Genomic DNA, 26,362 nt, shown 5'->3' with positions numbered 1-26,362 from the left:
ACGAAGCTGGGCCCTATTCCGGGACCACCAGGGCCGGGGTGTCCTGCTTCAGGGTCTCGCCGCGGAAAAAGCCGGGGTGCGTGCGGGACATGACGAGCATGACGACGGCGCCCAAGGCCAGGATGCCGACGCCCAGGATGAACACCAGGCCCACGCCGAAGACCTCGGAACCACTGCCGAACTCCGGCGCCAGGCTGTCCACGGCGGTCTGGACGAACACCACGAACAGGCCCACGCCGCCCACCACCGGGCAAACCAGCCGGAGCACGAAGTGGCGCACGCTGTTGAACAGGCTGTGGCGGAAGTACCAGGTGCAGGCCAGTGCGGTGAGGCCGTAGTAGAAGCAGATCATCAGGCCCAGGGCCAGGATGGTGTCGTTCAGGACGTTTTCGCTGAGCACGTGCATCACCGCGTAGAACCCCGCGGACAGGATGCCGGCCGCGATGGTGGCGTAGCCCGGTGTCGCAAAGCGCTTGCTCACGCGGCTGAACGGTTCCGGCAGCGCCCCGTAGTGGGCCATGGCCAGCAGGCTCCTCGATGGCGACATGAACGTGGACTGCAGGGAAGCCGCGGAGCTGGAGAGCACGGCGAGGGACATCAGGATGGCGAACGGTCCCATGATGGGCGAGGCCAGTGCCGTGAAGATGTTCTCGTGGTTTTCGACGTTGTTCAGGCCGTTGCCGGTATCACCCACACCGGCGAACATCATGGTGGCGATGCTGACCAGGAGGTAGATGGCCAGGACGATGACAGCCGTCAGGGTGCCGGCCACGCCGGCGGTCTTCTTGCCGTTGGCCGTTTCCTCGTTGACCGTCAGGCAGACGTCCCAGCCCCAGTACACAAAGATGGACAGGGAGATGCCGGCGGCGATGTGGCCGAAGGTTTCGATCTTGGTGACGTCGAACCAGTCCCAGCTGAACGGGATCGCCGTTTCAGACGCGGACCAGTTGGCGAACGCCATGCCCACGAACAGGCCCAGCACCAGCAGCTGGAACCCCACCAGGCCGTACTGCACCACTTTGGTGGTGTGCAGGCCGCGGTAGCTGACCCACACTGCAAGGGCCACGAACACGAAGCAGGTGAGCACGTTCAGCGGCTTGTTGGCTGCGAGGTCAGCCAGTTCGGGTGAACCGGTGAGCTGGGAGAGGAAGAGGTAGAAGAAGTCGACGGCGACCCCGGCCAGGTTGGACAGGACGATGATGTTGGCTGCGAGGAGGCCCCATCCGCCCATCCAGCCCACCCATGGGCCGAACGCTTTGGTGACCCATGTGAAGGTGGTGCCGCTGTCCGGGGAGTCGGCGTTGAGCTCCCGGTAGGCCAGGGACACCAGGATCATCGGGATGAACCCAATGAGGAAGATGACGGGCAGTTGCAGCCCTGCTTCGTTGACGGTGGGGCCCAGCGCGCTGGTGAGCGTGTAGGCCGGGGCGATGGTGGAAATACCAAGGACGACGACGGCGAGGAGTCCCAGCTGCCCGCCCTTCAGGCCCTTGGGGCTAATGCCGTGGGCGGTGCCGGAGGCATGCCCGCCTGCGGCGGGGGTACCGGTGCGGATGGTTTCTGTCATGACACCACTTTCTGGGAGGCAGCGGGCTGCTGTTGGGTGATGCAGTGGATCCCCCCGCCGCGGGCAAAAAGCTCGCGCGCGTCGATGGCGACAATACGCCGTCCGGGGTAGGCCTCCGCCAGGATCTGCAGGGCCTTGTCGTCCTGGGGGTCGTTGAAGCTGCAGGCGATGACGCCGCCGTTGACCACCACGTGATTGATGTAGCTGTAGTCCACAAAGCCCTCATCGTCCCGCAGGGTTTCGGGGGCGGGGACCTCGATGATCTTCCACTGCCGGCCGGCGGCGTCGGTGGTGCCCCGGAGGAAGTCGATGATTTCCCGGGAGACCTCGAAATCGGGGTGTTCCGGGTTTTCCTGGGAGTGGACCAGGAGCGTGCCGGGCGAGGGGATCGCGGCCACAATATCCACGTGGCCGCGGGTGCCGAACCGCTCCGAGTCCCGGGTCAGGCCGCGCGGCAGCCACACCACATGGGTGGCGCCGATGGTGCGGGCAAGTTCCCGCTCGACGTCGGCCCGGCTGAGGTCCGGATTGCGTCCGGGATCCAGCTGCACGGTTTCCGTCACCAGCACCGTTCCCTGGCCGTCCACCTGGATGCCGCCGCCCTCGTTGACCAGTGCTGACACGATGTGCCGGGCTGCGGAGCGGCCGGCCACCTCGCCGGCGATCAGCGCGTCCTTGTCCCACTGCGCCCAGTCCTGGCCGCCCCAGCCGTTGAACACCCAGTCCACGGCACCGAGCCGGCCGTCGCCGTCCAGGACGAACGTGGGCCCGATGTCGCGCATCCACGCATCATTCAGCGGGGCGGCGAGCACCTCAACGTCAGGGTGCAGGTAGGCGGCGGCCGTGCCGACGTCGTCGGGATCCACCACCATGGTGACCGGCTGGAACTCGACGGCGGCGTTCGCCACGGCAGCCCAGGTGGACCTGGCAGCATGGGCGGCCTCCGCGGATTCACCGAGCGTGTAGCCGCCAGCCGGGAAGGCCATCCACAGCCGCTCCTGGCGGGCAGTTTCGGCAGGCATCCGCCACTGCCCGGTGCCGGCTGCGGCCTGCTGCGGGGCGGTCATGAGCAGGCCTCTGCGAAGCCGCGCTCGCCGCCCAGGAGTTCGTTCGGGCGGACGGGTTCGGTGAGGCGGGCGTAGGTGTCCGGGCGGCGGGTGGCCAGGAACGGGAACAGGGTCAGCCAGTCCTTCCGCTGGTCCAGGTCGAGGTCGGCCACGAGGACCGCGGACTCGTCCCGCGGCGCTTGGGCAAGGATCCGGCCGTAGGGATCGGAGATGAAGGACGAGCCGTAGAAGTTCAGGGTCCCTTCGCTGCCCCACCGGTTCGGGGCGATCATGAACAGGCCGTTGGCAATGCCGTTGCCCACGATGACCTGCTGCCACAGCGGCTGGGTGTCGAAGTCCGGGTGGTCCGGTTCGGAGCCGATCGCGGTGGGGTAGACCAGGATTTCCGCCCCGCCCAGGGAGTACAGCCGTGCGACCTCGGGGAACCATTCGTCCCAGCAGGTGGGCATTCCCAGCCGGGCGCCGCCAAGTTCCGCGGGAGCGTGGACTTCATAGGCGTCGGCGGCGGCCGGTCCCTGGCGGAAGAACTTGTCCTCGTAGTATCCGGCGGTGACGGGGATGTGGAGCTTGTGCGTCCGGGCCAGGAGCTCTCCTTCAGGGGAGACCAGGATGGCGGTGTTCAAGCCCAGGCCGTCGTCCGTACCGTCCGGGTCTCCCGCGCGCTGGTACAGGGACGCATGCACGGATACTCCGTGGCGGCGGGCAGCATCGGCGGCGAAACGGAAGGTGGGGCCGGTGAGCAGGTCTTCGGCGGTGTCCGAGGGCCGGGTTCGGGTGGGGCCTTCGGACGGGTCGTTGTGCGGGCGGGTGTCTGCCGGGTAGCGCGAAAGCGTCAACTCCGGCAGGAAGACCACGGAGGCTCCCAGCCGGGCGGCCCGGCCGATGCCCTCGTCCAGTTCGGCCTCGACGGCGGCGCTGTCCGCTTGCCACCGGTGCTGGACCACGCCGACGCGCAGGGAGGGCCGGGCGGACGGCGTTGTCCGGGCCAGGGAAGCGGGTGCGCCGAGGCAGGAAATTTCAATCATGTTTGCTACTCCAGTGAGACGACGGTCACTAAATGAATGACGTTCATTTAGTATGAGGTGCGACGGGCGCGGATGCAAGGGGAAATATGAATCACGTTCTTTTATGTCGGCTGATGGGGAGTTAGTAAGCTCACTGAGAAATTGCCGTACGCCCCTCTGTTGCTCGATGAAGGGCTGGTAGCGTCGGGATTACTGGACCAATCGAGGAGGATGCATGAAAGCTTCACCGACACTGACCAACAACCTGCAGGCTGTGCTCGCGGACCTGATCGAACTGCACATCCAGGGCAAGCAGGCCCACTGGAACATCGTGGGAACCAACTTCCGTGACCTTCACCTGCAGTTGGATGAGATCGTGGACGCCGCCCGCCAGTTTGCCGATGATGCTGCCGAGCGGATGCGGGCACTGCACGCCCTGCCGGACGGGCGCAGTTCCACCGTGGCTGAATCCACCAGCCTCGCGCCTTTTCCCGAGGGCCTCATCAGTACCAAGGACGCCATCGAGCGCATTGTTGCCGCCCTTGAGGCTGCGGTAGGCACCATGCGCAAGGTCCATGACGAGGTGGACGAGGAGGATCCCACGACGGCGGACCTCCTGCACGAGTTCATTGCCAAACTCGAGCAGTTCGCATGGATGGTCAATGCCGAGACCATGAAGGCCACCGCGAGCGTCACCGCCCCGGACGCGAAGTAGCCCGTTCCGGCGCACGTAGCTATCCAGCGCCCGGCTCCGGACTTCCTGTCCGGACCCGGGCGCTGCGTTTTGCCGGGAAGTATTCAGGCTGCGTGCTGCCTTATCCGGCCTTGGGCACTTGCCGCAGGACGACGGCGGCAAGTACTGCCGCCGTCGCCATCAGCACCAGCCCGATCGCCGCAGTGACGTGCACACCCGAGTCGAAGGCTGAGCCGGCGGCCTGCCGGACGGCATCCGCCAGGGGAGCAGGCAGTCCCGCTGCCAGGTCCATGGCTCCGGCCAGAGTCTCGCCGGCATGGGCGGTGCCCGGGCCGCCGGCAGCTTCCGCGACGCCGGCCGGCAGATGCAGGTTGTGCTGGTAGGAGGCCGTGAGGATCGAGCCCAGCACCGCGGTGCCCAGCAGGGCGCCCACCTCGTACCCCGTCTCAGAGATAGCCGATGACGCACCGGATTTTTCCGCCGGCACGCTGCCCAGGATGAGGTCATTGGAGATGGTCTCCGCCGTCCCCACGCCCAGCGCCAGGACCAGCAGCGCTGCGAGCAGGAGCGCCGGCCCGTTGGAATGGCTCCCGAAAGTCACCAGGCTGTACCCGCCGGCGCTCATGCCGAGTCCGGCTGCCACCACAAAGCCGGGACGGACCTTGCGGACCAGGGGCACCACCGCCAGGCCTGCCGCCACGGTAGCCAGCAGCGCCGGAATCATGGCCATTCCTGCGGCCGAAGGGGACATGCCTTCGAGGAGTTGCAGGTGCTGGGCCAGGAAGAGGATAAAGCCGTTGAAGGAGAACAGGGCAAGGACGTTCGCCGTGATGGCCATGCTGAACACCCGGTTTTGGAACAGGGACATGTCCAGCAAGGGGCTGTCCAGCCGCTGTTGCCGGCGGACGAACGCGGCGCCCATGGCCAGTCCGAAGGCTATGCTTCCGAGCGCCAGGGGTGCCGGTCCCTTGGTGGCGTATTCCTTGATGCCGTAGACCACCGGCACCATGGTCAGCAGCGAGAGCAGGATACTCGGCGCGTCCACCCTGCCCGGCGAGGGGTCCCGGGATTCCGGAATGAACGCCGGGCCGAAAGCCAGCAGCGGCAACATGATGGGTACCGCCACCAGGAGCACCGCTCCCCACCAAAATTGTTCCACGAGCCACCCGCCGAAGATCGGCCCGAGGGCCGCGCCGCCGGAAAACCCGGCCGCCCAGATGGCGATTGCCAGCCGGCGGCGGTTGGGGTCCGGGAAGATGTTGCGGATCAGGGACAGTGTGGAGGGCATCAGCATCGCGCCGAAGAAACCCAGGGCGGCCCGGCCCGCTATCAGCCAGCCGGCAGTGGGGGCGAATGCCGTTGCGGCTGACACTGCCGCGAAGCCGATGCTGCCGATGATCAGGAGCCGGCGCCGTCCGATCCGGTCGCCCAGGCTCCCCATGGCAACGAGCAGTCCCGCCAGCACCAGCGGGTAGGCGTCCACGATCCACAGAAGTTCCACGCCGGAGGTGCGTAGGGCCCGGGCAATCGCCGGCAGGGCAAACGTCAGGGCTGTGTTGTCGACGGCGACGAGCAGGACCGGGAGCATCAGCAGTCCCAGGGCAAGCCAGTCGCGCCAGGTGCCCCGGGTCAAATCAGGGTGGCGGGCTTCCGGGGCCTTGAGTGTGGTTCGGTCCTGCTGCGGGGTGGAGAAATCGGTCATCCAACTAACTGTACCGTCCAGACGGTATAGTTAAGAAACGGAATCCGGACAATGCATGATTGGAACCATGGCCAGAAAACCCGTTGCGCGAGATGCAGTCCTCGATGCCTTTGAAGAACTCCTGATCGACGTGGGGGAGCGCGCCGCCACCCTGGACGCAGTGGCGAAACGGGCAGGTGTCTCCAAAGGCGGGCTGCTGTACCACTTCCCCAACAAGGAGGCGCTGATCGCGGCGACCCTTGAGCGGCTGGACCGCCTGGCGGGGGAGGATCTGGGCGTCATGGAATCCGCGCCCGAAGGCGCGGCGGCCTATTTCATCCGGTCATCGCTCTGGTCCGACACCCCCATGGACAGGTCCTTCGTGGCCGCCACGCGCCTCGCTGAAGTGGCCCACGAGGAGGCGCGCCGCCGCTTCGCCGCCATCCAGCAGCAATGGCTGGAGCTCATCGGCAGGGATGTGGGCCCGGCAATGGCAAAGGCCGTGCTGTACATGGGGGACGGGCTGTACTTCAACGCCATGTGGGAGAGCGGGCCGTCCGGAAAGGCCGGCAACCGGCAGGCCGAGGTGGACGAACTCCTGGCCGCCGTCGAGCGGCTCAGGGGCTAGCTGCCATTTGCTCCACGGCTGGCGGCATAGGAGAATTGGTCAATGTACGGGCCGCCTCCGGGCTCCCGTGACAACCCAAATGAATAGCCTTTGATCTGCGGCGGGAGAGTTCTGCCAGAAGGTACAAGCAGGCGCCGTAGGAGCAATACCTCCCCAGGAATCTCACAGGCCCATGTACCGCCGCGGCGAGGCACCTCTGGAAAGCAGCACGCTGTCCGCCCCGGTATCCGGTCCCGGATACTTGGACTGCCGTGCTCACCGACGGTGCAAGCGGGGCCGGCGAAAGCAGGCACCGCGGAAACTCTCAGGTCCAGTTACAGAGCGGGGAGGACCCGAATCGATGTGGCGTACCCTTCGCCGCCTTAGTTATGGAGTTCCTCGTGACTGTTTCTCCGGCCTCCGCCTCCCCGGCCCCCGCCACAACCGCTCCGGCCGCCACTGCGCCGGCTGCCACCTTTGTTGATCGGCACATTGGCGCCCGCCGCCAGGCCGACGTCGACACCATGCTCAAGGCCGTGGGCTACGACACCGTGGACGCACTGGTTGACACCGCGGTGCCCAAGGACATCCGCCAGGATTCGGAACTGGAACTGGCTGGCGCCCTGAGCGAGGTGGAGGCGCTCGCCGAACTTCGCAGGTTGGCGGCGAAGAACAAGACCGCGGTGCAGATGATTGGCCAGGGCTATTACGACACGGTGACGCCGCCGGTGATCCGCCGCAACATCCTTGAGGGTCCGGCCTGGTACACCGCCTACACGCCCTACCAGCCCGAGATCTCCCAGGGCCGCCTCGAGGCGCTGCTGAACTTCCAGACCATGGTCCAGGACCTCGTTGGCCTGCCCATCGCCAACGCCTCCCTGCTGGACGAAGCCACGGCAGTGGCCGAGGCCGTGCTGATGATGCGCCGGGCGAACAAGAACAAAGAGGCGCACGACGGCAAGACGGTGCTGGATGCCGACTGCCTGCCGCAGACCATTGCCATCGTCAAGGGCCGCGCCGAGGCGCTGGGCTTCGAAGTTGAGGTGGCGGACCTCTCCAAGGGCCTTCCCGACGGCGTCATCAACGGCGTGGTCCTGCAGCAGCCCGGCGCCTCCGGCCGGGTCTTTGACCACAGCGCCGTGATCGCCGACGCCAAGGAACGCGGCGCCCTTGTCACCGTCGCCGCGGACCTCCTCGCGCTGACCCTCATCACTCCTCCGGGCGAGCAGGGCGCGGACATCGCCGTCGGATCGGCGCAGCGCTTCGGCGTCCCGCTGTTCTACGGCGGCCCGCACGCAGCCTACATGGCCGTGCAGAAAGGCCTGGAACGCTCCATGCCCGGCCGCCTGGTGGGTGTCTCCAAGGACTCCGCGGGCGTCCCGGCCTACCGCCTGGCCCTCCAGACCCGCGAGCAGCACATCCGCCGCGAGAAGGCCACTTCCAACATCTGCACGGCCCAGGCGCTCCTGGCCATCGTGGCCTCAATGTACGCCGTGTACCACGGCCCCGAGGGCCTGAAGGCTATCGCCCGGTCCGCCCACGCCCACGCTGCGACGCTCGCCGCCTCCCTGAAGGCCGCCGGCTTCGACGTCCTGCACACCAGCTTCTTCGACACCGTCACGGTCTCCGTTCCGGGCAAGGCCGCAGGCATCGTCGCAGCCGCTGAGGCCCGGGGCATCAACCTGCGCAGCATCGACGCGGACACGGTGGGCTTCTCCACCGATGAAACCACGACGCCGGCCATTGTCGGCGCCGTCCTTGAAGCCTTTGGTGCCCGGCTGGCCGAGGTTACGGACGTTTTTGGCCTGGACGCCGCCGTCGAGCGTTCCTCCGACTTCCTGCAGCACCCGGTGTTCAACACCCACCGGTCCGAAACGCAGCTGCTGCGCTACATCCGGAAGCTCAGCGACCGGGACCTGGCGCTGGACCGTACCATGATCCCGCTGGGTTCCTGCACCATGAAGCTGAACGCCACGGCCGAAATGGAAGCCATCTCCTGGCCCGAGTTCGCGTCCATCCACCCGTTCGCCCCGGATTCCCAGACCGAAGGCTGGCGCGAGCTGATTGCGGACCTGGAAGCCCAGCTGACCGAGATCACCGGGTACGACCAGGTGTCCATCCAGCCCAACGCCGGCTCACAGGGCGAACTCGCCGGCCTGCTGGCCATCCGCGGCTACCACCACTCCCGGGGAGACCAGCAGCGCAACGTCTGCCTGATCCCGGCTTCGGCCCACGGCACCAATGCTGCCTCGGCTGTCCTTGCGGGCATGAAGGTTGTTGTGGTGGCCACGGCTGCTGACGGCACCATCGACCACGCCGACCTCTACGCCAAGATCGAGGCCAACAAGGATGCCCTGTCCTGCATTATGATCACTTACCCGTCCACGCACGGCGTGTACGACGCCGACGTGCGCGAAGTCTGCGACGCGATCCATGCCGCAGGCGGACAGGTTTACATTGACGGCGCCAACCTCAACGCCCTCGTTGGCCTGGCCCAGCCGGGCAAGTTCGGCGGCGACGTGTCCCACCTGAACCTCCACAAGACGTTCTGCATCCCCCACGGCGGCGGGGGACCCGGCGTCGGACCGGTTGCTGCGAAGGCGCACCTGGCCCCCTTTATGCCCGGCAACGCCGCCACGTGGACCGAAGGCAACGACGTCCCGATTTCTGCGTCGAAGTACGGCTCCGCCGGTGTGCTGCCCATCTCCTGGGCCTATGTGAAGCTGATGGGTGGCCAGGGACTTACCGAAGCAACCAAGTCTGCGCTGCTCGCCGCTAACTACATCGCCGCCCGCCTGAACGACTTCTTCCCGGTCCTGTACACGGGAGAAGGGGGCCTGGTGGCACACGAGTGCATCCTGGACCTGCGCGAGCTGACCGCCAAGACCGGCGTCACCGCCGAGGACGTGGCCAAGCGCCTCATCGACTACGGCTTCCACGCTCCCACCCTGGCGTTCCCCGTTGCGGGCACCCTGATGGTGGAGCCCACCGAGTCCGAGGACCTCGGCGAGATGGACCGCTTCATCGAGGCCATGATCTCCATTCGCGCCGAAATCGACCAGGTGGCGCACGGTGACTTCTCCGTGACTGACAGCCCGCTGCGCAATGCCCCACACACCGCGGCGGCCGCCATCAGCAGCGACTGGGACCGCGCCTACCCGCGCGAGCAGGCCGTATTCCCCGTGAAGTCCCTCAAGCAGGACAAGTACTTCCCGCCGGTGGGCCGCATCGACGGCGCGGCCGGGGACCGGAACCTGATCTGCTCCTGCCCGCCGCTTTCCGAGTTCGAGAACTGAGGGCCCGGGCCATGACTGAGAAGTACACCGCTCTTTACGAGGAGCACAAGAAGCTGGGAGCCTCCTTTACCGACTTCGGCGGCTGGCAGATGCCCCTGAAGTACAGCTCCGAGCTCGCCGAGCACCACGCCGTCCGCAAGAGCGCCGGGCTGTTCGACCTGTCCCACATGGGCGAGGTCTGGGTGACCGGCCCGGATGCGGCGGCGTTCCTGGATTATGCCCTCGTGGGAAAGATTTCCGCCATGCCGGTGGGCAAGGCAAAATACTCCCTCATCTGCAACGAGGCCGGTGGCATCATCGACGACCTCATCACGTACCGCCGGCCCGCAGCTGCCGACGGCACCGACGTTTTCCTTGTGGTTCCTAACGCGGGCAATGCCGGAGTGGTGGCTGCTGCCCTGGCCAGGCGGGCTGCAGGATTTGATGCCCAGGTCGATGACGCCTCCGCGGCCACCTCCCTGATCGCGGTCCAGGGCCCGAAGGCGCAGGAGCTGCTGCTCCGCCTGGTCCCGGCCGCCCAGCACGGCCTGGTGACCGAGCTGAAGTACTACGCCGCGGTGGAGGTTCCGATCCTCGTCGGCGGTACCGGACTGGACCTGGTGCTAGCCCGCACCGGCTACACCGGCGAGGACGGGTTTGAGATCTTTGTGTCCAACGACGACGCTTCCGGCCTGTGGCAGGCGCTCGTCGCCATCGTGGACGACGGGGAGCTGACGCCCGCGGGCCTCGCCTCCCGCGACTCCCTCCGGCTCGAAGCGGGGATGCCCCTCTACGGGAACGAGCTGTCCCTGGAGGGTGACCCGTTCGCAGCAGGCCTGGGACCCGTCGTCGCACTGTCCAAGGAAGGCGACTTCGTGGGCAAGGCCGCACTGGCCGCCAAAAAGGAAGCAGGCGCCGGCAGCACCGCCGGGCGCAGGCTCGTGGGGCTCAAGGGATTGGGCCGCCGCGCCGGCCGCGCCCACTACCCGGTCCTCAAGGACGGCAACGTCGTCGGCGAAGTCACTTCCGGCCAGCCCTCGCCCACCCTTGGCTACCCTGTGGCCATGGCCTACGTCGACGTTGAGTTCACCGGACCCGGCACGGCACTGGACATCGACCTCCGCGGCAAAGCAGAGCCCTTCGAAGTCATCGACCTCCCGTTCTACAAGCGCACCAGGTAGTTTCCGGTTTTTGGTTGCGTCCGGTCCCAGCGGACCGGACTTTTCACGCGTGCTGCTCCTTCGTCGCTTTGACGCACGCTTTCGAAAAGCCCGGCTCCGCCGGGCCCTCGAGGTCACGTCACCACCTCGGTGGTTGAGCCTGTCGAAACCCGAGGGGTGCGTCCGGGCCCGTCGGGTTCGGCCTCCTCTGCGTGCTCGGTCGCGAAGACGCCCGCTGCGGGGACGTGGCGCTCCCTTAGACGCACGCTGCCGGAGGCCGCACCCGAAGGGGCCCGCAAAGCTCACCACCCCCCGGTGGTTGAGCCTGTCGAGACCCGAGGGGTGCGTCCGGGCCCGCCGGACCGGACTTTTCACGCGTGCTGCTCCTTCGTCGCTTTGACGCACGCTTTCGAAAAGCCCGGCTCCGCCGGGCCCTCGAGGTCAGGTCACCTGCGAGCATGGGGCCACGCCGTCCGGGTTCCCTGGCCGAGCTTGCGAGGTCAGGGAGACGGTGGGGAGTACGCGGAGGAATTCGGCCACCCACCACCAACCCAGCCACAAAGATTTGCACCACAGTTTCAAGAAGCAAAGGAAAAACACATGGCTAAAGTCGCCGCTGAATTGCAGTACTCCGACGAGCACGAGTGGGTGGCCCGGGAGGATGGAAACCTGGTTTCGATCGGGATTTCCGCTGTCGCAACGGATGCGTTGGGCGACATTGTGTACGTGGACCTGCCCGAGGTGGGCTCTGCTGTGACGGCGGGGGAGACCTGTGGCGAGGTGGAATCCACGAAGTCTGTTTCTGATTTGTATTCGCCCGTGACGGGTGAGGTGGTGGAGATCAATACTGGAGTTGTGGATGATCCCGCCCTGATCAACAACGATCCGTACGGAGCCGGCTGGCTCTTCAAGGTAGCTGCCGAATCCGAAGGGCCCCTGCTGTCCGCTCAGGACTACGCGTCCAAAAACGGCGGGGACCTGTAGAACCTTTGCTGCCGGTTCTACAGGTTCAACCACCGGTGATTGAGACTGTCGAAACTCTCGGCAAGCCCAACCACCGACCCCCTTTTAGTTAGGAACTGACCATGGCTGTTGGTGTCTTTGATCTCTTTTCCATCGGGATCGGGCCTTCGAGCTCGCATACGGTGGGGCCGATGCGGGCTGCCGCTGTCTTCGCCGAGGAGCTGAAGTCCACCGGAGCCCTGGACCGGGTGGCGTCGCTGCGGGTGGACCTGTACGGCTCGCTCGCGGCGACCGGCCACGGGCACGGCACCATGACCGCCATCCTGCTGGGGCTGGAGGGCTTCCATCCGGAGCTGATCCTGCCGGAGGAGGTGGAGGAGCGGCTGGCGACCATTGCCGAAACCGGGATCCTGCAGCTGGCCGGTGCCGTGCCGCTGCCGTATGGGGTGAAGGACATGGTGCTGCGGCCGCTGACCATCCTGCGGCGGCACACCAACGGCATGACCTTCACTATCTTTGATGCCGAGGACGAGATCCTTCACACAGCAACGTTCTTTTCGGTGGGCGGCGGGTTTATCGTGCGGGAGGGCGAGGAGGACGCGGCCCAGCAGCAGTTGGAGGAATCCAAGAAGGAACTGCCGTTGCCCTTCCGCACCGCCGCGGAACTCCTGGGCCGCTGCCAGTCCAAGGGCCTCTCGATCGCCGACATCATGCTGGTCAACGAGAAGGCCTCCCGCTCGGAGGAGGACATCCGCGAAGGCCTGCTGCACATCTACTCGGTGATGGAGGGCTGCGTGCAGACCAGCCTGAAGCGCGAAGGCGTGCTGCCCGGCGGGCTGAAGGTCCGCCGTCGGGCGCCGGACTGGTACGACCGGCTGAAAAAGGAAAGTTCACGGCCGGACGCTGAAGGCCAGGACCAGGAGTTCCACGACCCGAAGTATTGGCAGGAGTGGGTTAACTTGATCGCCCTGGCGGTCAATGAGGAGAACGCCTCGGGCGGCCGCGTGGTCACCGCACCCACGAACGGGGCCGCTGGGATCATTCCGGCGGTGCTGTACTACGCGCTGCACTTTGCGCCGGGGATGGAGAATGCCAGCCAGGAGGACCGCGACGACGTGGTGGTCAGGTTCCTGCTCGCTGCCGGCGCCGTCGGGGTGCTGTACAAGGAGCAGGCGTCCATTTCCGGTGCCGAGGTGGGCTGCCAGGGCGAGGTGGGCTCGGCGTCGTCCATGGCAGCGGCCGGACTGGCCGAGGTGATGGGCGGAACCCCTGCCCAGGTGGAGAACGCCGCGGAGATCGCGATGGAGCACAACCTGGGCCTGACGTGCGATCCGATCGGCGGGCTGGTGCAGGTGCCCTGCATCGAACGGAACGCGATCGCTGCGGCGAAGGCGATCAACGCGGCGAAGATGGCCCTCTGGGGCGACGGCTCCCACCGGGTCTCGCTCGATGAGGTCATCGTGACCATGCGCGAAACCGGCAAGGACATGAGCTCCAAATACAAGGAAACGGCCATGGGCGGCCTCGCCGTCAACGTGGCTGTGTGCTAGCGGCGGCCTTAGCCAGGCCGCGGTGACGGGCCCGGTCAGTTGTTGAGGGCAGCCCACCAGTTCAGCGTGCCGGCGAACACCAGCCAGGACACGTACGGCAGCAGAAGCAGGCCTGCCGTGCGGCTGATGGGGCCGGAGGACAGTACCGCCACCGCGACGGCGGCGATCAAGGCAACGATGATGGCCAGCGCCAACCACAGGGCAGCTCCGCCGATAGCGGGATAAAGCCCGAAGAATACCGGGGTCCAGGCAAGGTTCAGAGCCAATTGGATTCCGTAAACCTTCAAAGCGCGCGGGGTCCCCGGGGCATGCTTCCGCCAGACCAGCCAGGCGGAGACGGCCATCGCCGTGTACAGAAATGTCCAGACCGGGCCGAAGATCCAGTTGGGCGGCGACCAGGGAGCCTTGTCCGCAGTGGCATACCAGCCGTTCACGCTGTTGAACGTGGCCAGTGACCCGAGACCCGCAACGAGGAACGACGCTGCCAGGAAGCCAGCCAACACCAGGACCTGCCTGCCGGTGCCCGGCCGTTCCGCATCCTTGGTCCGGGCTGGTTTCACTCCTCCGGGATTCGGCTGCATGCCTCAACCCTCGCCAGGACCCTTGCTGGAGTCAAGGCAACAGGCCCGTCCGCAGCAGCGGCAAAAGGGCGCCGGCCCCCACCCCGCTGAAAAGCCCCGGCGCCGCCAGGCTTTAGACTTGAGGCTGCATGTCCGCACGCAGCCACGAGTACAGAACCGCGCACAACCCCCGATTGGACACGGCCCCCTTGCGAGAATTCACTGCACGTTTTGCCACCGACGAGGAAATTGAAAACTGGGACAAGCACGTCACGGCCAATCCCAACGGCGGCAACATGCTGCAGTCCGCCGCCTACGCGTCGGTGAAGAACGGCACTGGCTGGAGGGTCCGGTTCCTGGTACTGGAAAGCCCCGGCTCAGCCAGCTACAACCTGGTGCTGGAGAAGACGTTCCCGCTCCTGGGCCGGCTCTGGTACCTCATCAAGGGCCCTGACCTCGCAGCAGCCGGAGACCTCAGCGGGGCACTCGAAGCCTGCGCAGCGTTCGCCCGGGACAGGAAGCTCAACGTCTTCACCATCAAGATCGAACCGGACATCGTGGACTCCGTCGATGCCCAGGCCCAGCTGTCCGCCGCCGGCCTGGTGAAGGCGCCCAACATCCAGTCCAACGACTCCACCGCGCTGCTGGATATCTCCGGCCCGGAAGAAGCGGTCTTCAAAGCAATCTCCTCCCGGGCCCGCAACGCCATCCGCCGCGCCGAGCGGGAAGGCTGCGAGGTGCTCCGGAAAGAACCCGGCCCCGAAACCTACCGTGCGTTGTATGACCTCATGGCGGACACAGTGAACGCCAAAGGTTCCATGCCCCTGCGCAGCTACGAGTACTACGCTGCGTTCTGGGACGAGTTCTGCAACCGCGGCCAGGGCAATTTCTTCTTCGTCTACGAGGAAGGAAAACCCAGCGTGGGCGCGTTCGTGATCAACTACGGCGCCAAGGCAACCTACAAGGACGGCGGTTCCACCCAGAACCGCAAACAGTACGGCGATTCGCATCTGGTCCAGTGGGCCTCCATCCGGCGGATGCAGGAACTGGGCTGCACCGAATACGACTTCTGCGGCACCCCGCCCGCCTCCCTGATCAAGGACAAGAGCCACAACCTGTACGGCATGGGGATGTTCAAAACTAGCTTCACCAAAACAGTCACAGATTTTGTGGGCTGCCACGACTACATCCTTGCCCCGCTCCGCCACCGTCTCTGGGTCGGCGGCGCAGAAAAAGTCTTCCGCCGAATCGAAACAGCGCGGACCGGCCAGCAGTTCTACTGACCGCCGCCCCGGCGCAGGCTGAACCACAACAGGCTGACCCTCAACAGGCCGAAGTGGAGCCGCGCCACAACACCCGTCCCTGACCCTGCGCCTGACCCCTAGGCCGAATACCGTGAATAAGGAAATCCCTTGAATCCAGTCACCACCGGCACCGATCTTGAATTTGCCATCCTCAGCGACTCAGAGTTCGAGGCCTTTGCAGTTAAGCACCCGCAAAACAGCTTCCTCCAGTCCGTTGACTTCTCCCGGTTCCAGCGCGCCCGCGGGCAGCAGGTGGAGCTCTTCGGCATCCGGCGAGGCGGCGAACTGGTGGCCGCCGGGAAACTGAACTACACCACCACCCGCTTGGGGTACACGGTGTGCGAATGTGCCAAGGGCCCCCTGATGGACTATGCGGACCTCGAACTGGTGCGCGACGTCGTCGCACTCCTCCGCGGGCGTGCCGCCGAACGCAAAGCGGCGGAGCTGCGGATTTCCCCCAACCTCAAATACATCGCACGCGACGAGGACGGCGCCGAACACCCGGAGAATGAGGACAACCGCCCGCTGGTGGCACAGCTTTCCGGGCTCGGGTTCCAGCACCAGGGACTGGACATGAACTTCGTCAACGTGAACTGGATGTTCATTAAGAGCCTGGAAGGCATCAAAGACGCAGAAGAACTCATCATGGGCACCAGCTACCGGACCCGCAAGGCCATCCGGAAAGCAGAGAAAAACGGTGTCTTCCTGGAACAGGCCACGCTGGAAACCCTCGACGACTTCTACAGTGCCCTGAGCAAGGCCGGGGACGAAAAGGGGTTCGTTTACCGCGAACGCGCTTACTACGAGCATCTGCTCCGCACCACGTCCCCGGAGTTCACCAAACTCATGATGGCCAAGATCGACATTCCGGCCTACCGGAAATCCATCACGGAGCGGCTGGCCGCGGAATCGGCCACTGCGGCCGGGCTCCGCCGCGAAGTGGAAGAGACCGGCAGCAAGAAAAAGGCCAACCGGCTCAAAGTGGTCCAGGACCTCGTGGACAGCTACGAGCGGAGCCTCAAGGACATCGAACGCTTCCCCGACTCCGTAGGTGTTGCCACTGTGGCCGCCATCCACTTCGTCTGCTACGGGGACGAGGTGGTATGCGTGATCGGCGGCACCGTGCAGGACTACATCTACTTCAACGGCGCCACCTCCCTGTACTGGGGAATGATGCTGCACGCGCTGGAAAAGGGCTACGCCCGCTACAACTTCTACGGAACGTTCGGCATCTCCGGGCAGGACGAGGAGGGCCACGGCGGCTACGAGTTCAAGAAGGGCTTCGGCGGCGAAGTGGTCCAGCTGATGGGTGACTTCGTGATGCCGGTCCGGCCGGCCGTCTTCCAGGCGAACCGCCTGGCCCGGACCGCGGTGGCCGCCGCCCGCACAGTGCTGGGCAGGCTGCCTTTGAGGCGTTCGGCCTGAAAGACTGTCCACAGCACCGTACCGGTTCACAGCACCGCACTGGGAGGAGGCAACCATGACTAACCGGCCGGAACACCCCGGGCGCAGGCCGCACACGGACGGACTGCCCAAGACCGAGCCCCTGACCCCGTCCCAGGCGCGGCAGAACGCCGCCGCAAAAAGAATGCTGCGGCGGCTGGTGCAGGGCGAAAACCCGCCCACCGCCCCCTTGAGCATCGTGGACCGCCTTACCGGCAGCCCGTATGCCAACCCGATGATCCAGGTGGGCGGCGTTGACACCTCCGCCCGGAAGACCCTCGACTTCGCCCTGCACCTGGCTGAAACCATGTTCCGCTACGGCGCCGGTGCTCTCGAGGTTGAAACCAGCATCATCGCCGTCACCGCGGCGCTGGGCCTGAAAAACATTGAAGTGGACATCACCAACCAGTCCGTGGGCATCAACTACGCCCCGAAGGACCAGACGCCCATCTCCCTGCTGCGGGTGGTGCGTTCCTGGACGAACAACTACGCGGGTCTGGCCAAGGTCCACCAGCTGGTGACGGATATCGTGGCCGGCGGCGTAGGCCGTGACGAGGCGATCCGCCGCCTTGACGAGGCCATCACCAGCCCCAAGCCCTTCCCCCGGTGGCTGGTCACGGTGGCGTTCGGCACGTTCGCGGCGGCTTTTGTGGGCGTCCTGGGCGGCGGCCCGGTATCGTCTGTCATCGCCTTCGTCGTCAACATCGGCATCAGCCTGCTGGCCCGCCAGCTGGGCAGGTGGCGGGTGCCGGACTTCTTCATCACTGCCAGCTGTTCGTTTGTTGTGACCCAGCTGGCGCTGGTGCTCTGTGCAGTTCGGGCTGACAACGTCTCCCGCCATCGTGGTGGTGGGCGGCATCCTCCTGCTCCTGCCCACGGGACGCCTCGTCTCCTCCGTGCAGGATGCGATCAACGGCTTCCCGGTCACGGCAGCTGGACGTTTCCTGTCCACACTGCTGACGTTCGGTGCCATCGTGGCGGGCATCGCCGTCGCATTTGTGGTGGGGGAGCTGACGGGGATGCAGCGCATCGACGTCACGCAGACATTCCCGCCCGCCTACGACCTCTGGGTCCTGGTGCTCTTCGTGGCGGTGGCCGTGATGGCCATCGGAATCACGGAACAGACCAGCTGGAAGCTATTGCTGCCCACGGCAGGCGTGGGAGTGGCGGGCTACTTCGTCCTGCTCGCTGCCGGCCAGCTGGGAGTCGGGGACCGCTTCTCACCCGCCCTCGCTGCGGTGGTCATCGGCCTGCTGGCCCGGGTGGTTGCCCTCCGGATGGGGGCACCGCAGCTTGTGGTGGCCGTGCCGGCAGCATTGATCCTGTTGCCGGGCCTGACGATCTTCCGGTCCATGTATGTGCTCACTATCGAGGAAGCCGAGATCCTACTCGGCGCCGGGGGAATGCTCAACGCCGGCGCGATCGTCCTGGGAACGGCGGGCGGGATCGTCCTGGGTGACACCCTCGCGAGGCCGCTGACCCGGAGCCTGGCGAGCAATGAGCGGCGCCGAGCCCGGCGCCGTTGACTGGATCTGCCGCTGATGGGTACCGCCTAAATCTGGCCGACCGGCAGCTTCTTTTCCGCCTGGAACACGTCCTCCACGCGGCCCTTGGCCCAGTAGCCCGAGAGCGAAACCTGCTTGCGGTCCAGGCCGCGCTGCTTGAACAAAACGTCGCGCAGGGCCTTCATGTAGCCACGCTCGCCATGGGCGAAGACGTCCACGCGGCCGTCGGGCCATTCCGCGTCCGCCACCGCCTGGACCAGGAGGTTGCTCTCGCCGGCGGGGATTCCGTTGCGCCTGAGCCAGTGGAGTTCCACTCCGGCGGGGGCCGCGATGTGCTGGATGTCGGCGTCGGAATCGACTTCAAGGAACGCCAGGCCTGTCGCCTCGGCGGGCAATGATTCCACGCATGCCGCGATGGCCGGGAGCGCGGCCTCGTCGCCGGCAAAGAGGTACCAGTCCGCCTCGGGCGCGGGGTTGTAGGCGCCACCCGGGCCGGTGAACGTCACGGTGTCGCCGGGCTGCGCCGTGGCCGCCCAGGGACCTGCCAGGCCTTCGTCGCCGTGCACCACAAAGTCGATGGCCAGTTCGCGCGCGGCAGCATCCACCCAGCGGACGGTGTAGGTGCGGGTGAAGGGCCACTGCTCCCGCGGCATGGTTTCGCGGATGCTCCACAGATCCAGCGGGGAGGAGTATTCGACGCCGGGCTGCGGGAAGACCAGCTTGATGTACCGGTCCACAAAGTCATTGTTGGTGAAGTCCGCAAAGCCGTCCCCGCCGGCAACAATCCGAACCATATGCGGGGACAGTTCTTCCCGGCGGATCACGGTGAGGTTGACCTGCGGACGGCTTTTTTTGGTGGCGCTGGTAGCGGCGGGCATGGTGCTCATAAGGCAAGCCTAAGCTAGGGGATTGGCGGGAGCTCCCAGGTTACGTCCAGCGCACCCTGGGCGCGCAGGAGTTCGTTGACGCGGCTGAAGGGGCGGGAGCCGAAGAAGCCGCGGGACGCGGACAGCGGGCTGGGATGCGCGCTTGCCACCACGGGGGCCCCGTCCAGGAGCGGCCGGAGGCCTTCCGCGTCCTTTCCCCACAGCACGGCAACGAGGGGCATCGGTGACCCGTCCGTACGGTGCCTGCGTGCCACCGCGGTGACGGCCGCCGTCGTGATTTTCTCCCAGCCTTTGCCGCGGTGGGAACCCGCTGAGCCCGCCCGCACCGTCATGACCCGGTTCAGGAGCAGCACGCCCTGGTCAGCCCACGCGGAAAGGTCCCCGTGCACCCGGGCCGGAACTCCGAGGTCCGCTTCCAGCTCGCGGTAGATATTTGCGAGGCTCCGCGGGATGGGCCGCGTGTGCGGATCAACGGAAAAGGACAGCCCCACCGCGTGGCCCGGCGTGGGGTAGGGATCCTGGCCAACGATGAGGACCCTGACGTCCGCCAGCGGCTGCCGGAAGGCCCGCAGGACGTTCGACGGCGCCGGCAGGACATGGTGCCCCGCTGCCACTTCGCCGGCAAGGAAGGTGAGCACGTGGCGAAGTTCCCCCTCGACGCCCGCCAGCGCTTCTGCCCAATCGGGTGCCATCAGCTCGTCCAGGGGGAGCCGCGCGAGCTCGGCGAAACCCGGCGCGTCTGCCGGTTCCTGCGCCAGTTCGAACAAGGCATCTGATTCAAACACCGTCCCATTCTTGCAGGGGCGCCCTTGGCAAGGGGCCGGCAGCCCTTCCTGCCTGCAAATGACATGGGTGTTCTTCGCCCGTTAGCATGGGGGTCAGACATTTTCGCAAACAGCAAAAGGAGCGTGCAGTGGCGGAACCAGCTCGGGAGCACCTGCCGGAGCAGGAACCACGGCATTCGCTCCTGGCCGACTTTACGCTCCGTGACTCGCCGCTGAGCGAGCGGGACCAGCAGATGCTTGCCCTGGAGCGGCAATGGTGGAAGTACGCCGGGGCCAAGGAACAGGCCATCCGGGAGCTCTTTGACCTGTCTGCGACGCACTATTACCAGCTGCTGAATGCCCTCATCGATACCGAGGACGCACTGGCCCACGATCCCATGCTGGTCAAGCGATTGCGTAGACTACGTACGTCGCGTCACCGTGCCCGTACCGCACGGCGCCTGGGGTCCGACGCGTAAGACGCTCCCGCTGTGCCCTCCAGCAGCAAACCAACAAGGATGTCATCCACCATGACCAGATACGCCCGCGATGAATTCGACAAGGTCCCGGAGACTGCTTCGCGACAAGGTGTCCACCGCACGGCTTCCGCCCCTTCCCGGGTACGGTTGTGGCCGATCCTTGCGGTGGGCGTAGCCGCACTGGCGATCGGACTGGTGTCCTTCCTGATCCTCCCGAAGCTCGGTTTCAGCACCGCCGGCGACCAGGCATCCGTCAGCCAGGAGGCATCGCCACTGGCCGGCACCGGTTCCACGCCTTCGGCGACTCCGGACACGTCCCCCTCTTCGGTTGAACCCGAACCGAGTGCCGAGGCCGAACCGGAGCCGAGCGCATCTGCCACGGCCCCGGCCTTGATCAACAAGGCGCAAGGCGTTGCCATTTACAACGCCACGGGAACAGCAGGACTGGCCAGCCGGGTTGGCGGCACGGTCCAGGCTGATGGCTGGACGCTGGGGCAGGTGGGCAACTGGTCCGGCTCGCCGCAGCGAACCTCCATCATTTTCTACTCGGGAGCAGGCCAGCTCGCCGGCGCCCAGGCCCTGGCGGACCTCCTGGGTATTCCCACGCTGGTGAACAGTACCGAATTCCAGGTACCCCTGGTTGTGGTGCTCGGCCCCGGTTACCGATAAACAGCAATTGTCTTTTTGGGCAAACAGCACGGCGATGTCCCTGCCTGGTACCGGCTGTTACGCCTGAATAACTATTGCCGGTTGTCCCGGAGCCGTCCCGCCCCGGCCGCCATTGAGTTGGCTAGAGTGATTTTCAGGTTCGGTCCGGGCCAGCCGGCACAGCGGCGGGGACGCCCGGACACAATTGAAAGAGTGGTCGGACATGGCACTGGGAACCGTCAAATGGTTCAACGCGGAAAAGGGCTACGGCTTCATTACCGTTGACGGCACGGGCGATGACGTCTTTGTCCACTGGTCCGCAATCCAGGGCGAAGGCTACCGGGCCCTCGACGAAGGCCAGCGCGTGGAGCTCGAGGTGGGCGAAGGCGAGAAGGGCCCGCAGGCCGAAAGCGTCCGGCCGGCCGAGTGAACACCGCTTTCCTGCGTCCCGCGGACATCCGCCGGACGGTCCTGGCCGCGGCGGCCTGTTCTATCCTGGCCCTGGCAGCCTGTTCCGGCGCCACAGGCAATGCGCGGGTGGAACCTGTGGAGGCGTCCGGAGACGGCACTTTGAGGGTGGGGCTGATCCTGGACAGCACCGGCGACAACGCCTTCCTGAACGCACCGCAGCTGGCGGCCGCCAAGCTCGCAGTGCAGGAGATCAATGCCGCCGGCGGCCATAAAGGCAAGCCGGTGGAGCTCCTTCCCACCGGATCCGGGCAGGATGCGGCCGGGCAGGCCCAGGCCCTCGTTGCCGCTAAGGCTGACGTTGTCATCGGCCCCACCGATTCCAGCCACGCCGCCGCCGCCCTCGACATCCTCTCCCGCGCCCGGACTCCGCTGATCTCGCCCGCCAACACGGCCGCCGGGCTGAGCACCGCCAACAGCGGCGGCTATTACTTCCGGACCGCAGCTGCCGACGTGGCGCAAGGCCCCGTCCTCGTGAAGCTCGCCAAGGACGCCGGCGCCAACACTGTGGCGGTGATGTACCAGGAAGGCTCCTACGGCAAGGACTTGTCTGCCGCCGTCGCCGCCTCTGCCGGGGAGGCCGGCCTGGCAGTGGCCGCCACTGCCGGCTTCAAGCCGGGCGAGGCGGGCAGTGCCGCTGCTGCCGTGGACAGGGCCAGTGCGGACGCGGTAATAGTCATCGCCCGGGATGGTGCGCAGGGCGCCCTGGCCGAACTGGGCAATGCCGGCGTGGACGGGAAACGGATCATCCTCAGCGACGGCGCCTTCGCGCGCTACGGCTCCCGCCTGCCGGCCAAGTCACTCGACGGCGCCCGCTCGGTGGTTGCCGGGCAGCTCCCCGAGGCGGACTTCCAGGCCAGGCTGCTCACGGTGGATCCGGGCCTGAAGGATGTATCCTTTGCGGCCGAGGCCTATGACGCCGTGACCGTTGCTGCCTTGGCTGCCGCCCGGGCGCAGGACGACGCGGGCCGCTCCATCGCCGCCAACCTGATCGCTGCTTCCGGAGGAACGGTGGAAGGATCCACCGGGAAACCGGCGGCCGAAGCCTGCCTCACCTACAAGGACTGCCGGGCAGGGCTGATGTCCGGCCCGGATATTAATTACGACGGCGTGTCGGGCCCGGTTGCCTTCGACGCCAATGGGGACATCACCACCGCCACCTTCACCGTCTACACCTATGGGGCGGACAACAATCCTGCGCCCAGCGGCCGGGAGACTGCCGGGCGGGCTGCAGGCTGACCCGCCCGGGCCCGGCCTCACTGTTGGCCCGGCTTCGCTGTCGGCCCGGCTTCGCCGTGGGCTAAACAGGGAGACTGTCCGGCTTCTTTCGCTTGCACTCTCACGTGGGGAGTGCTAATTATTGAGTTAGCACTCTGACGTACCGACTGCTAAGCAAAGCTGGTTCCGGCCTGCGGCGCGCTGCACCGGTCGAGGAGCGAAGAAACACCTAACTGGAGTGAGATCCGCACCCGGAGGCATACAGAGGCCAATGGCGAAGGATCGTCCGTCGCGGGCACTGCAGCGAAGGTTCATTCTTAACGACTGTCCCGAAAGGACTATTGCCGTTATGGCCAAGATCATTGCATTTGATGAAGAGGCACGCCGCGGCCTTGAGCGGGGACTGAACATCCTCGCCGACGCCGTTAAGGTCACCCTCGGCCCGCGTGGACGCAACGTCGTCCTCGAGAAGAAGTGGGGCGCCCCCACGATCACCAACGATGGTGTTTCCATCGCCAAGGAGATCGAGCTGGACGATCCTTACGAGAAGATCGGCGCCGAGCTGGTCAAGGAAGTTGCCAAGAAGACCGATGACGTCGCTGGCGACGGTACCACCACCGCTACTGTGCTGGCACAGGCACTGGTGAAGGAAGGCCTGCGCAACGTTGCTGCCGGCGCCGACCCGCTGTCCCTCAAGCGCGGCATCGAGAAGGCTGTTGAAGCCGTCACCGCCGAGCTGCTGAACTCCGCCAAGGAAATCGAAACCAAGGAAGAGATCGCCGCTACGGCATCCATCTCCGCCGGCGACGAAGAAATTGGTGCCCTCATTGCCGAAGCCCTGGACAAGGTTGGCAAGGAAGGCGTCATCACCGTCGAGGAGTCCAACACCTTCGGCCTGGAGCTTGAGCTCACCGAAGGCATGCGCTTCGACAAGGGCTACATCTCCGCCTACTTCGTCACTGACGCCGAGCGCCAGGAAACGGTCCTCGAGGATCCGTACATCCTGATCGTCAACTCGAAGATCTCCAACGTCAAGGAACTGGTTGCTGTCCTCGAGAAGGTCATGCAGTCCAACAAGCCGCTGCTGATCATCGCAGAGGACATCGAGGGCGAGGCCCTGGCCACCCTGATCGTCAACAAGATCCGCGGCACCTTCAAGTCCGTTGCCGTCAAGGCTCCGGGCTTCGGTGACCGCCGCAAGGCGCAGCTGGCCGACATCGCCGTCCTCACCGGCGGCCAGGTCATCTCCGAAGAAGTTGGCCTCAAGCTGGAGAACGCCGGCCTGGAGCTCCTGGGCAAGGCACGCAAGGTTGTTGTCACCAAGGACGAGACCACCATCGTCGAAGGTGCAGGCGACGCCGACCAGATCGCCGGCCGCGTGGCACAGATCCGCGCCGAGATCGAGAACTCCGATTCGGATTACGACCGCGAGAAGCTGCAGGAGCGCCTGGCCAAGCTGGCCGGCGGCGTTGCAGTCATCAAGGCCGGTGCCGCAACGGAGGTTGAGCTCAAGGAGCGCAAGCACCGCATCGAAGACGCAGTGCGCAACGCCAAGGCTGCAGTTGAAGAAGGCATCGTCGCCGGTGGCGGCGTGGCCCTCATCCAGGCCGGTGCCAAGGCATTCGCCAACCTGCAGCTCTCCGGCGACGAAGCAACCGGTGCGAACATCGTCCGCGTTGCGATCGACGCCCCGCTGAAGCAGATCGCCTTCAACGCCGGCCTGGAGCCGGGCGTTGTGGTTGACAAGGTCCGCGGCCTGCCCGCTGGCCACGGCCTGAACGCTGCAACCGGCGAATACGTCGACCTGCTGGCTGCCGGTGTGAACGACCCCGTCAAGGTAACCCGCTCTGCCCTGCAGAACGCGGCCTCCATTGCCGGCCTGTTCCTCACCACCGAGGCAGTCGTGGCTGACAAGCCCGAGAAGAACGCTGCCCCGGTTGGCGGCGGCGACGACATGGGCGGCATGGGCGGCTTCTAAGCCTTCCCTGCCGGGCCTGGTCCCGCGAGAACATAAATGCGGCCCCCTTGAAAGAGGGGGCCGCATTTTGCGTCCGAAGCCTTTTTACTTCCTGGCGCTGGCCAGCATTCCTTCAACTTCCTTTTTGAAGGCGTCAGCAGCTGCCTGCGGCGTGAGCCTGTCGTAGAGGACTTCATCGGTGTACCGCTTGACCACGTTCTGCACGCTGCCGGCCCCTACAGGGGGAACTGGGGGAGCCCCCTTGATATCCGGGCCGAGATCCTTCAGGAAGCTGACCACCGTGGTGTCCGCCGGCTTGAGAGTGGGCTTGATGCCTTCGACGATCTCTGAATTGGTTGGGACGCCGCGGTCCGTCATCAGGATCGCTCCGGCTTCGGGGCTGTTGGCCAAAAAGTTGATGAACGTCGAGGCTTCCTTGGGGTGCTTTGACCGTGAGGAGGCGGACCAGAACATACTGGGCTTGTAGTACATGCCGTTCTGAGCGGCAGAACCGTCAACGCTGGGTGCCCGGAGCATCTTAATGCTGCTGCCGGTAGTAGCCTCGAGCGATCCGAGCTGGTTGGTCCACCACCAGGCCATGCCAACCCTGTTGGTGCCGAAGAGGCTTTCTTCCAGTCCGGCACCGGCGTCCTCGGTGGCGACGGTGGCCGGCGGACTGGCCTTCGAATTACGCTGTTCCTTCAGGCGCTCCCAGAACGAGGCAGCAGTGGACGTTTCGAAGGCCAGCTTCCCGTCCTCTGAATAAAGATTCTCGCCGTGCTGCCGCAGCCAGATGATCAGGTCGGCTTCATTGGTGCCGTAGGCCGCACCGTAGTTCTTGCCGTCGCCTGCGGCACTGATCTTGGCGGCCGTGGCCATAAAGTCATCCCAGGTCCACTTGGTGTCATCCGGGAGGGGAACGCCGGCTGCGTCGAAGACTTTGGAATTGGCCATGATGACGTAGGCATTCTGGCCGGTGCTGATCCCGTACTGGGCGTCGTCGTACTGGCCGGAAGCCAAGCCTTCTTTGTCCAGCTTGGAGGTATCGATATCGTCCTGCTTGGACAGATCAAGGAGGGCTCCGCGTCCGCCGTATTCGGCGATGTACTTCTGGTCCATCTGGATGACGTCCGGCGCGTCGTTCGCCGCAGTCTTGGTGGCGAGCTTGTCCCAGTAGCTGGCCCACTCGCCGGGCTCGGATTCGATCTTGATATTCGGGTGTTCCGCTTCAAAAGCGTCAATGACCTTTTCGGTCTGGGAATTGAGGTACTCGTTGCCCCACCAGGCAAACCGCAGGGTGACTTCCTGGTTGTTGCCGGAACCGCCGGACGTGCCACAGCCCGTTGCGAGGAGGGAAAGGGCAATGGCCACTGCGCCGAGCCGGATCTTTCCCCGCCTGCCGGTTGGAATCGTCATTGATGTGCCTCTCGTTCTGTTGACCACACACATTCTCCTGGCCCGCAAAGGGCAACTTCGCCTGCCTCGCCCGGATCGGAGAAAGCGTTTTCTCGTATGACATCCGATTGTGCCGGTGTCCCGATGCCTTCGTCAAGCACTTTCG

At 65.7% G+C, this 26,362-nt stretch carries 21 protein-coding genes, 1 pseudogene and 1 riboswitch; of the genes and pseudogenes, 14 read left to right on the top strand and 8 right to left on the bottom strand.

From position 1 onward, the window contains the following. Nucleotides 1-13 precede the first annotated feature (13 nt). The 3 genes from QF047_RS16510 to QF047_RS16500 are packed head-to-tail and all read right to left on the bottom strand — an operon-like array spanning nt 14 to nt 3,659. Nucleotides 14-1,567 (bottom strand): APC family permease, encoded by a 1,554-nt coding sequence (locus tag QF047_RS16510; RefSeq protein ID WP_307279300.1) that lies wholly within the window; start codon nt 1,565-1,567, stop codon nt 14-16. After that, nucleotides 1,564-2,589 (bottom strand): agmatine/peptidylarginine deiminase, encoded by a 1,026-nt coding sequence (locus QF047_RS16505; RefSeq protein ID WP_307282012.1) that lies wholly within the window; start codon nt 2,587-2,589, stop codon nt 1,564-1,566. Before QF047_RS16505 ends, QF047_RS16510 begins: the two co-directional genes overlap by 4 nt. Nucleotides 2,590-2,630: 41 nt before the next feature. Next, nucleotides 2,631-3,659, bottom strand: coding sequence for a nitrilase-related carbon-nitrogen hydrolase (locus QF047_RS16500; RefSeq protein WP_306638149.1), 1,029 nt, complete (start codon nt 3,657-3,659; stop codon nt 2,631-2,633). A gap of 214 nt (nt 3,660-3,873) precedes the next feature. Here QF047_RS16500 and QF047_RS16495 point away from each other — a divergent pair, with 214 nt between their 5' ends. Next, nucleotides 3,874-4,353 (top strand): Dps family protein, encoded by a 480-nt coding sequence (locus QF047_RS16495; protein WP_307279294.1) that lies wholly within the window; start codon nt 3,874-3,876, stop codon nt 4,351-4,353. Nucleotides 4,354-4,453: 100 nt separating this feature from the next. On the opposite strand, the gene QF047_RS16490 is transcribed toward QF047_RS16495, so the two are convergent. Then, a complete protein-coding gene (locus tag QF047_RS16490) occupies nt 4,454-6,034 on the bottom strand; it encodes an MFS transporter (RefSeq protein WP_307279292.1) in 1,581 nt (526 codons plus the stop codon). Nucleotides 6,035-6,101: 67 nt separating this feature from the next. Between QF047_RS16490 and QF047_RS16485 the strand changes: the two genes are divergently transcribed. The 5 genes from QF047_RS16485 to QF047_RS16465 all read left to right on the top strand — a co-directional run bounded on the left by QF047_RS16485 (nt 6,102) and on the right by QF047_RS16465 (nt 13,568). Further along, entirely contained in the window at nt 6,102-6,641 is a 540-nt protein-coding gene (locus QF047_RS16485; protein ID WP_307279290.1) for a TetR/AcrR family transcriptional regulator, read from the top strand. A gap of 91 nt (nt 6,642-6,732) precedes the next feature. Beyond that, nucleotides 6,733-6,831, top strand: a riboswitch (glycine riboswitch). A 178-nt stretch (nt 6,832-7,009) separates the two neighbouring features. Beyond that, nucleotides 7,010-9,916, top strand: coding sequence for an aminomethyl-transferring glycine dehydrogenase (gene gcvP, locus QF047_RS16480; protein ID WP_307279288.1), 2,907 nt, complete (start codon nt 7,010-7,012; stop codon nt 9,914-9,916). Nucleotides 9,917-9,927: 11 nt separating this feature from the next. After that, nucleotides 9,928-11,076 (top strand): glycine cleavage system aminomethyltransferase GcvT, encoded by a 1,149-nt coding sequence (gene gcvT / locus QF047_RS16475; RefSeq protein WP_307279286.1) that lies wholly within the window; start codon nt 9,928-9,930, stop codon nt 11,074-11,076. 579 nt (nt 11,077-11,655) lie between these two features. After that, entirely contained in the window at nt 11,656-12,039 is a 384-nt protein-coding gene (gcvH, locus tag QF047_RS16470; protein ID WP_306638155.1) for a glycine cleavage system protein GcvH, read from the top strand. A gap of 101 nt (nt 12,040-12,140) precedes the next feature. After that, a complete protein-coding gene (locus tag QF047_RS16465) occupies nt 12,141-13,568 on the top strand; it encodes an L-serine ammonia-lyase (RefSeq protein ID WP_307279282.1) in 1,428 nt (475 codons plus the stop codon). Between the two features lie 35 nt (nt 13,569-13,603). Here QF047_RS16465 and QF047_RS16460 read toward each other — a convergent pair whose 3' ends face one another. Continuing rightward, nucleotides 13,604-14,149, bottom strand: coding sequence for a TspO/MBR family protein (locus tag QF047_RS16460; protein ID WP_307279280.1), 546 nt, complete (start codon nt 14,147-14,149; stop codon nt 13,604-13,606). A 128-nt stretch (nt 14,150-14,277) separates the two neighbouring features. On the opposite strand from QF047_RS16460, the gene QF047_RS16455 reads away from it, so the two are divergent. The 3 genes and pseudogenes from QF047_RS16455 to QF047_RS16445 all read left to right on the top strand — a co-directional run bounded on the left by QF047_RS16455 (nt 14,278) and on the right by QF047_RS16445 (nt 18,401). Continuing rightward, nucleotides 14,278-15,411 (top strand): lipid II:glycine glycyltransferase FemX, encoded by a 1,134-nt coding sequence (locus QF047_RS16455; protein ID WP_373427774.1) that lies wholly within the window; start codon nt 14,278-14,280, stop codon nt 15,409-15,411. A gap of 129 nt (nt 15,412-15,540) precedes the next feature. Then, nucleotides 15,541-16,857, top strand: a complete 1,317-nt coding sequence (locus QF047_RS16450) for a peptidoglycan bridge formation glycyltransferase FemA/FemB family protein (protein ID WP_306638159.1) — start codon at nt 15,541-15,543, stop codon at nt 16,855-16,857. Between the two features lie 55 nt (nt 16,858-16,912). Then, nucleotides 16,913-18,401, top strand: a pseudogene (locus tag QF047_RS16445) (threonine/serine exporter ThrE family protein). A gap of 26 nt (nt 18,402-18,427) precedes the next feature. On the opposite strand, the gene QF047_RS16440 reads toward QF047_RS16445, so the two are convergent. Continuing rightward, entirely contained in the window at nt 18,428-19,267 is an 840-nt protein-coding gene (locus tag QF047_RS16440; protein ID WP_307279274.1) for a siderophore-interacting protein, read from the bottom strand. Nucleotides 19,268-19,281: 14 nt separating this feature from the next. Next, complete coding sequence (locus QF047_RS16435; protein WP_307279271.1) at nt 19,282-20,052, bottom strand: uracil-DNA glycosylase; 771 nt, start codon at nt 20,050-20,052, stop codon at nt 19,282-19,284. 128 nt (nt 20,053-20,180) lie between these two features. Between QF047_RS16435 and QF047_RS16430 the strand changes: the two genes are divergently transcribed. From QF047_RS16430 to groL, 5 genes are all read left to right on the top strand, one after another. Beyond that, nucleotides 20,181-20,510, top strand: a complete 330-nt coding sequence (locus QF047_RS16430) for a DUF3263 domain-containing protein (RefSeq protein WP_306638165.1) — start codon at nt 20,181-20,183, stop codon at nt 20,508-20,510. 51 nt (nt 20,511-20,561) lie between these two features. Then, entirely contained in the window at nt 20,562-21,179 is a 618-nt protein-coding gene (locus QF047_RS16425; RefSeq protein ID WP_307279268.1) for a LytR C-terminal domain-containing protein, read from the top strand. A gap of 202 nt (nt 21,180-21,381) precedes the next feature. After that, nucleotides 21,382-21,588 (top strand): cold-shock protein, encoded by a 207-nt coding sequence (locus QF047_RS16420; RefSeq protein WP_306638169.1) that lies wholly within the window; start codon nt 21,382-21,384, stop codon nt 21,586-21,588. Beyond that, nucleotides 21,585-22,865 (top strand): ABC transporter substrate-binding protein, encoded by a 1,281-nt coding sequence (locus QF047_RS16415; RefSeq protein ID WP_307279265.1) that lies wholly within the window; start codon nt 21,585-21,587, stop codon nt 22,863-22,865. Before QF047_RS16420 ends, QF047_RS16415 begins: the two co-directional genes overlap by 4 nt. A gap of 328 nt (nt 22,866-23,193) precedes the next feature. After that, nucleotides 23,194-24,822 (top strand): chaperonin GroEL, encoded by a 1,629-nt coding sequence (groL, locus tag QF047_RS16410; protein ID WP_091417205.1) that lies wholly within the window; start codon nt 23,194-23,196, stop codon nt 24,820-24,822. An 84-nt stretch (nt 24,823-24,906) separates the two neighbouring features. On the opposite strand, the gene QF047_RS16405 is transcribed toward groL, so the two are convergent. After that, complete coding sequence (locus tag QF047_RS16405; RefSeq protein ID WP_307279261.1) at nt 24,907-26,217, bottom strand: ABC transporter substrate-binding protein; 1,311 nt, start codon at nt 26,215-26,217, stop codon at nt 24,907-24,909. Between the last annotated feature and the right edge of the window lie 145 nt (nt 26,218-26,362).

The organism is Arthrobacter sp. W4I7, from assembly GCF_030816215.1.
GTDB lineage: Bacteria > Actinomycetota > Actinomycetes > Actinomycetales > Micrococcaceae > Arthrobacter > Arthrobacter siccitolerans_A.
Note: the sequence above shows the minus strand (reverse complement) of the source record. Positions and strands in the feature narration are given on the sequence as shown.

What these genes read in the sequence shown, in the direction of transcription:
- QF047_RS16405 (WP_307279261.1), bottom strand. Translation starts at nt 26,217, where the DNA reads ATGACGATTCCAACCGGCAGGCGGGGAAAGATCCGGCTCGGCGCAGTG.
- gcvH (WP_306638155.1), top strand. Translation starts at nt 11,656, where the DNA reads ATGGCTAAAGTCGCCGCTGAATTGCAGTACTCCGACGAGCACGAGTGG.
- QF047_RS16485 (WP_307279290.1), top strand. Translation starts at nt 6,102, where the DNA reads ATGGCCAGAAAACCCGTTGCGCGAGATGCAGTCCTCGATGCCTTTGAA.
- gcvP (WP_307279288.1), top strand. Translation starts at nt 7,010, where the DNA reads ATGGAGTTCCTCGTGACTGTTTCTCCGGCCTCCGCCTCCCCGGCCCCC.
- QF047_RS16425 (WP_307279268.1), top strand. Translation starts at nt 20,562, where the DNA reads ATGACCAGATACGCCCGCGATGAATTCGACAAGGTCCCGGAGACTGCT.
- QF047_RS16455 (WP_373427774.1), top strand. Translation starts at nt 14,278, where the DNA reads ATGTCCGCACGCAGCCACGAGTACAGAACCGCGCACAACCCCCGATTG.
- QF047_RS16440 (WP_307279274.1), bottom strand. Translation starts at nt 19,267, where the DNA reads ATGAGCACCATGCCCGCCGCTACCAGCGCCACCAAAAAAAGCCGTCCG.
- QF047_RS16510 (WP_307279300.1), bottom strand. Translation starts at nt 1,567, where the DNA reads ATGACAGAAACCATCCGCACCGGTACCCCCGCCGCAGGCGGGCATGCC.
- QF047_RS16490 (WP_307279292.1), bottom strand. Translation starts at nt 6,034, where the DNA reads ATGACCGATTTCTCCACCCCGCAGCAGGACCGAACCACACTCAAGGCC.
- QF047_RS16420 (WP_306638169.1), top strand. Translation starts at nt 21,382, where the DNA reads ATGGCACTGGGAACCGTCAAATGGTTCAACGCGGAAAAGGGCTACGGC.
- QF047_RS16460 (WP_307279280.1), bottom strand. Translation starts at nt 14,149, where the DNA reads ATGCAGCCGAATCCCGGAGGAGTGAAACCAGCCCGGACCAAGGATGCG.
- QF047_RS16500 (WP_306638149.1), bottom strand. Translation starts at nt 3,659, where the DNA reads ATGATTGAAATTTCCTGCCTCGGCGCACCCGCTTCCCTGGCCCGGACA.
- QF047_RS16505 (WP_307282012.1), bottom strand. Translation starts at nt 2,589, where the DNA reads ATGCCTGCCGAAACTGCCCGCCAGGAGCGGCTGTGGATGGCCTTCCCG.
- groL (WP_091417205.1), top strand. Translation starts at nt 23,194, where the DNA reads ATGGCCAAGATCATTGCATTTGATGAAGAGGCACGCCGCGGCCTTGAG.
- QF047_RS16495 (WP_307279294.1), top strand. Translation starts at nt 3,874, where the DNA reads ATGAAAGCTTCACCGACACTGACCAACAACCTGCAGGCTGTGCTCGCG.
- QF047_RS16465 (WP_307279282.1), top strand. Translation starts at nt 12,141, where the DNA reads ATGGCTGTTGGTGTCTTTGATCTCTTTTCCATCGGGATCGGGCCTTCG.
- gcvT (WP_307279286.1), top strand. Translation starts at nt 9,928, where the DNA reads ATGACTGAGAAGTACACCGCTCTTTACGAGGAGCACAAGAAGCTGGGA.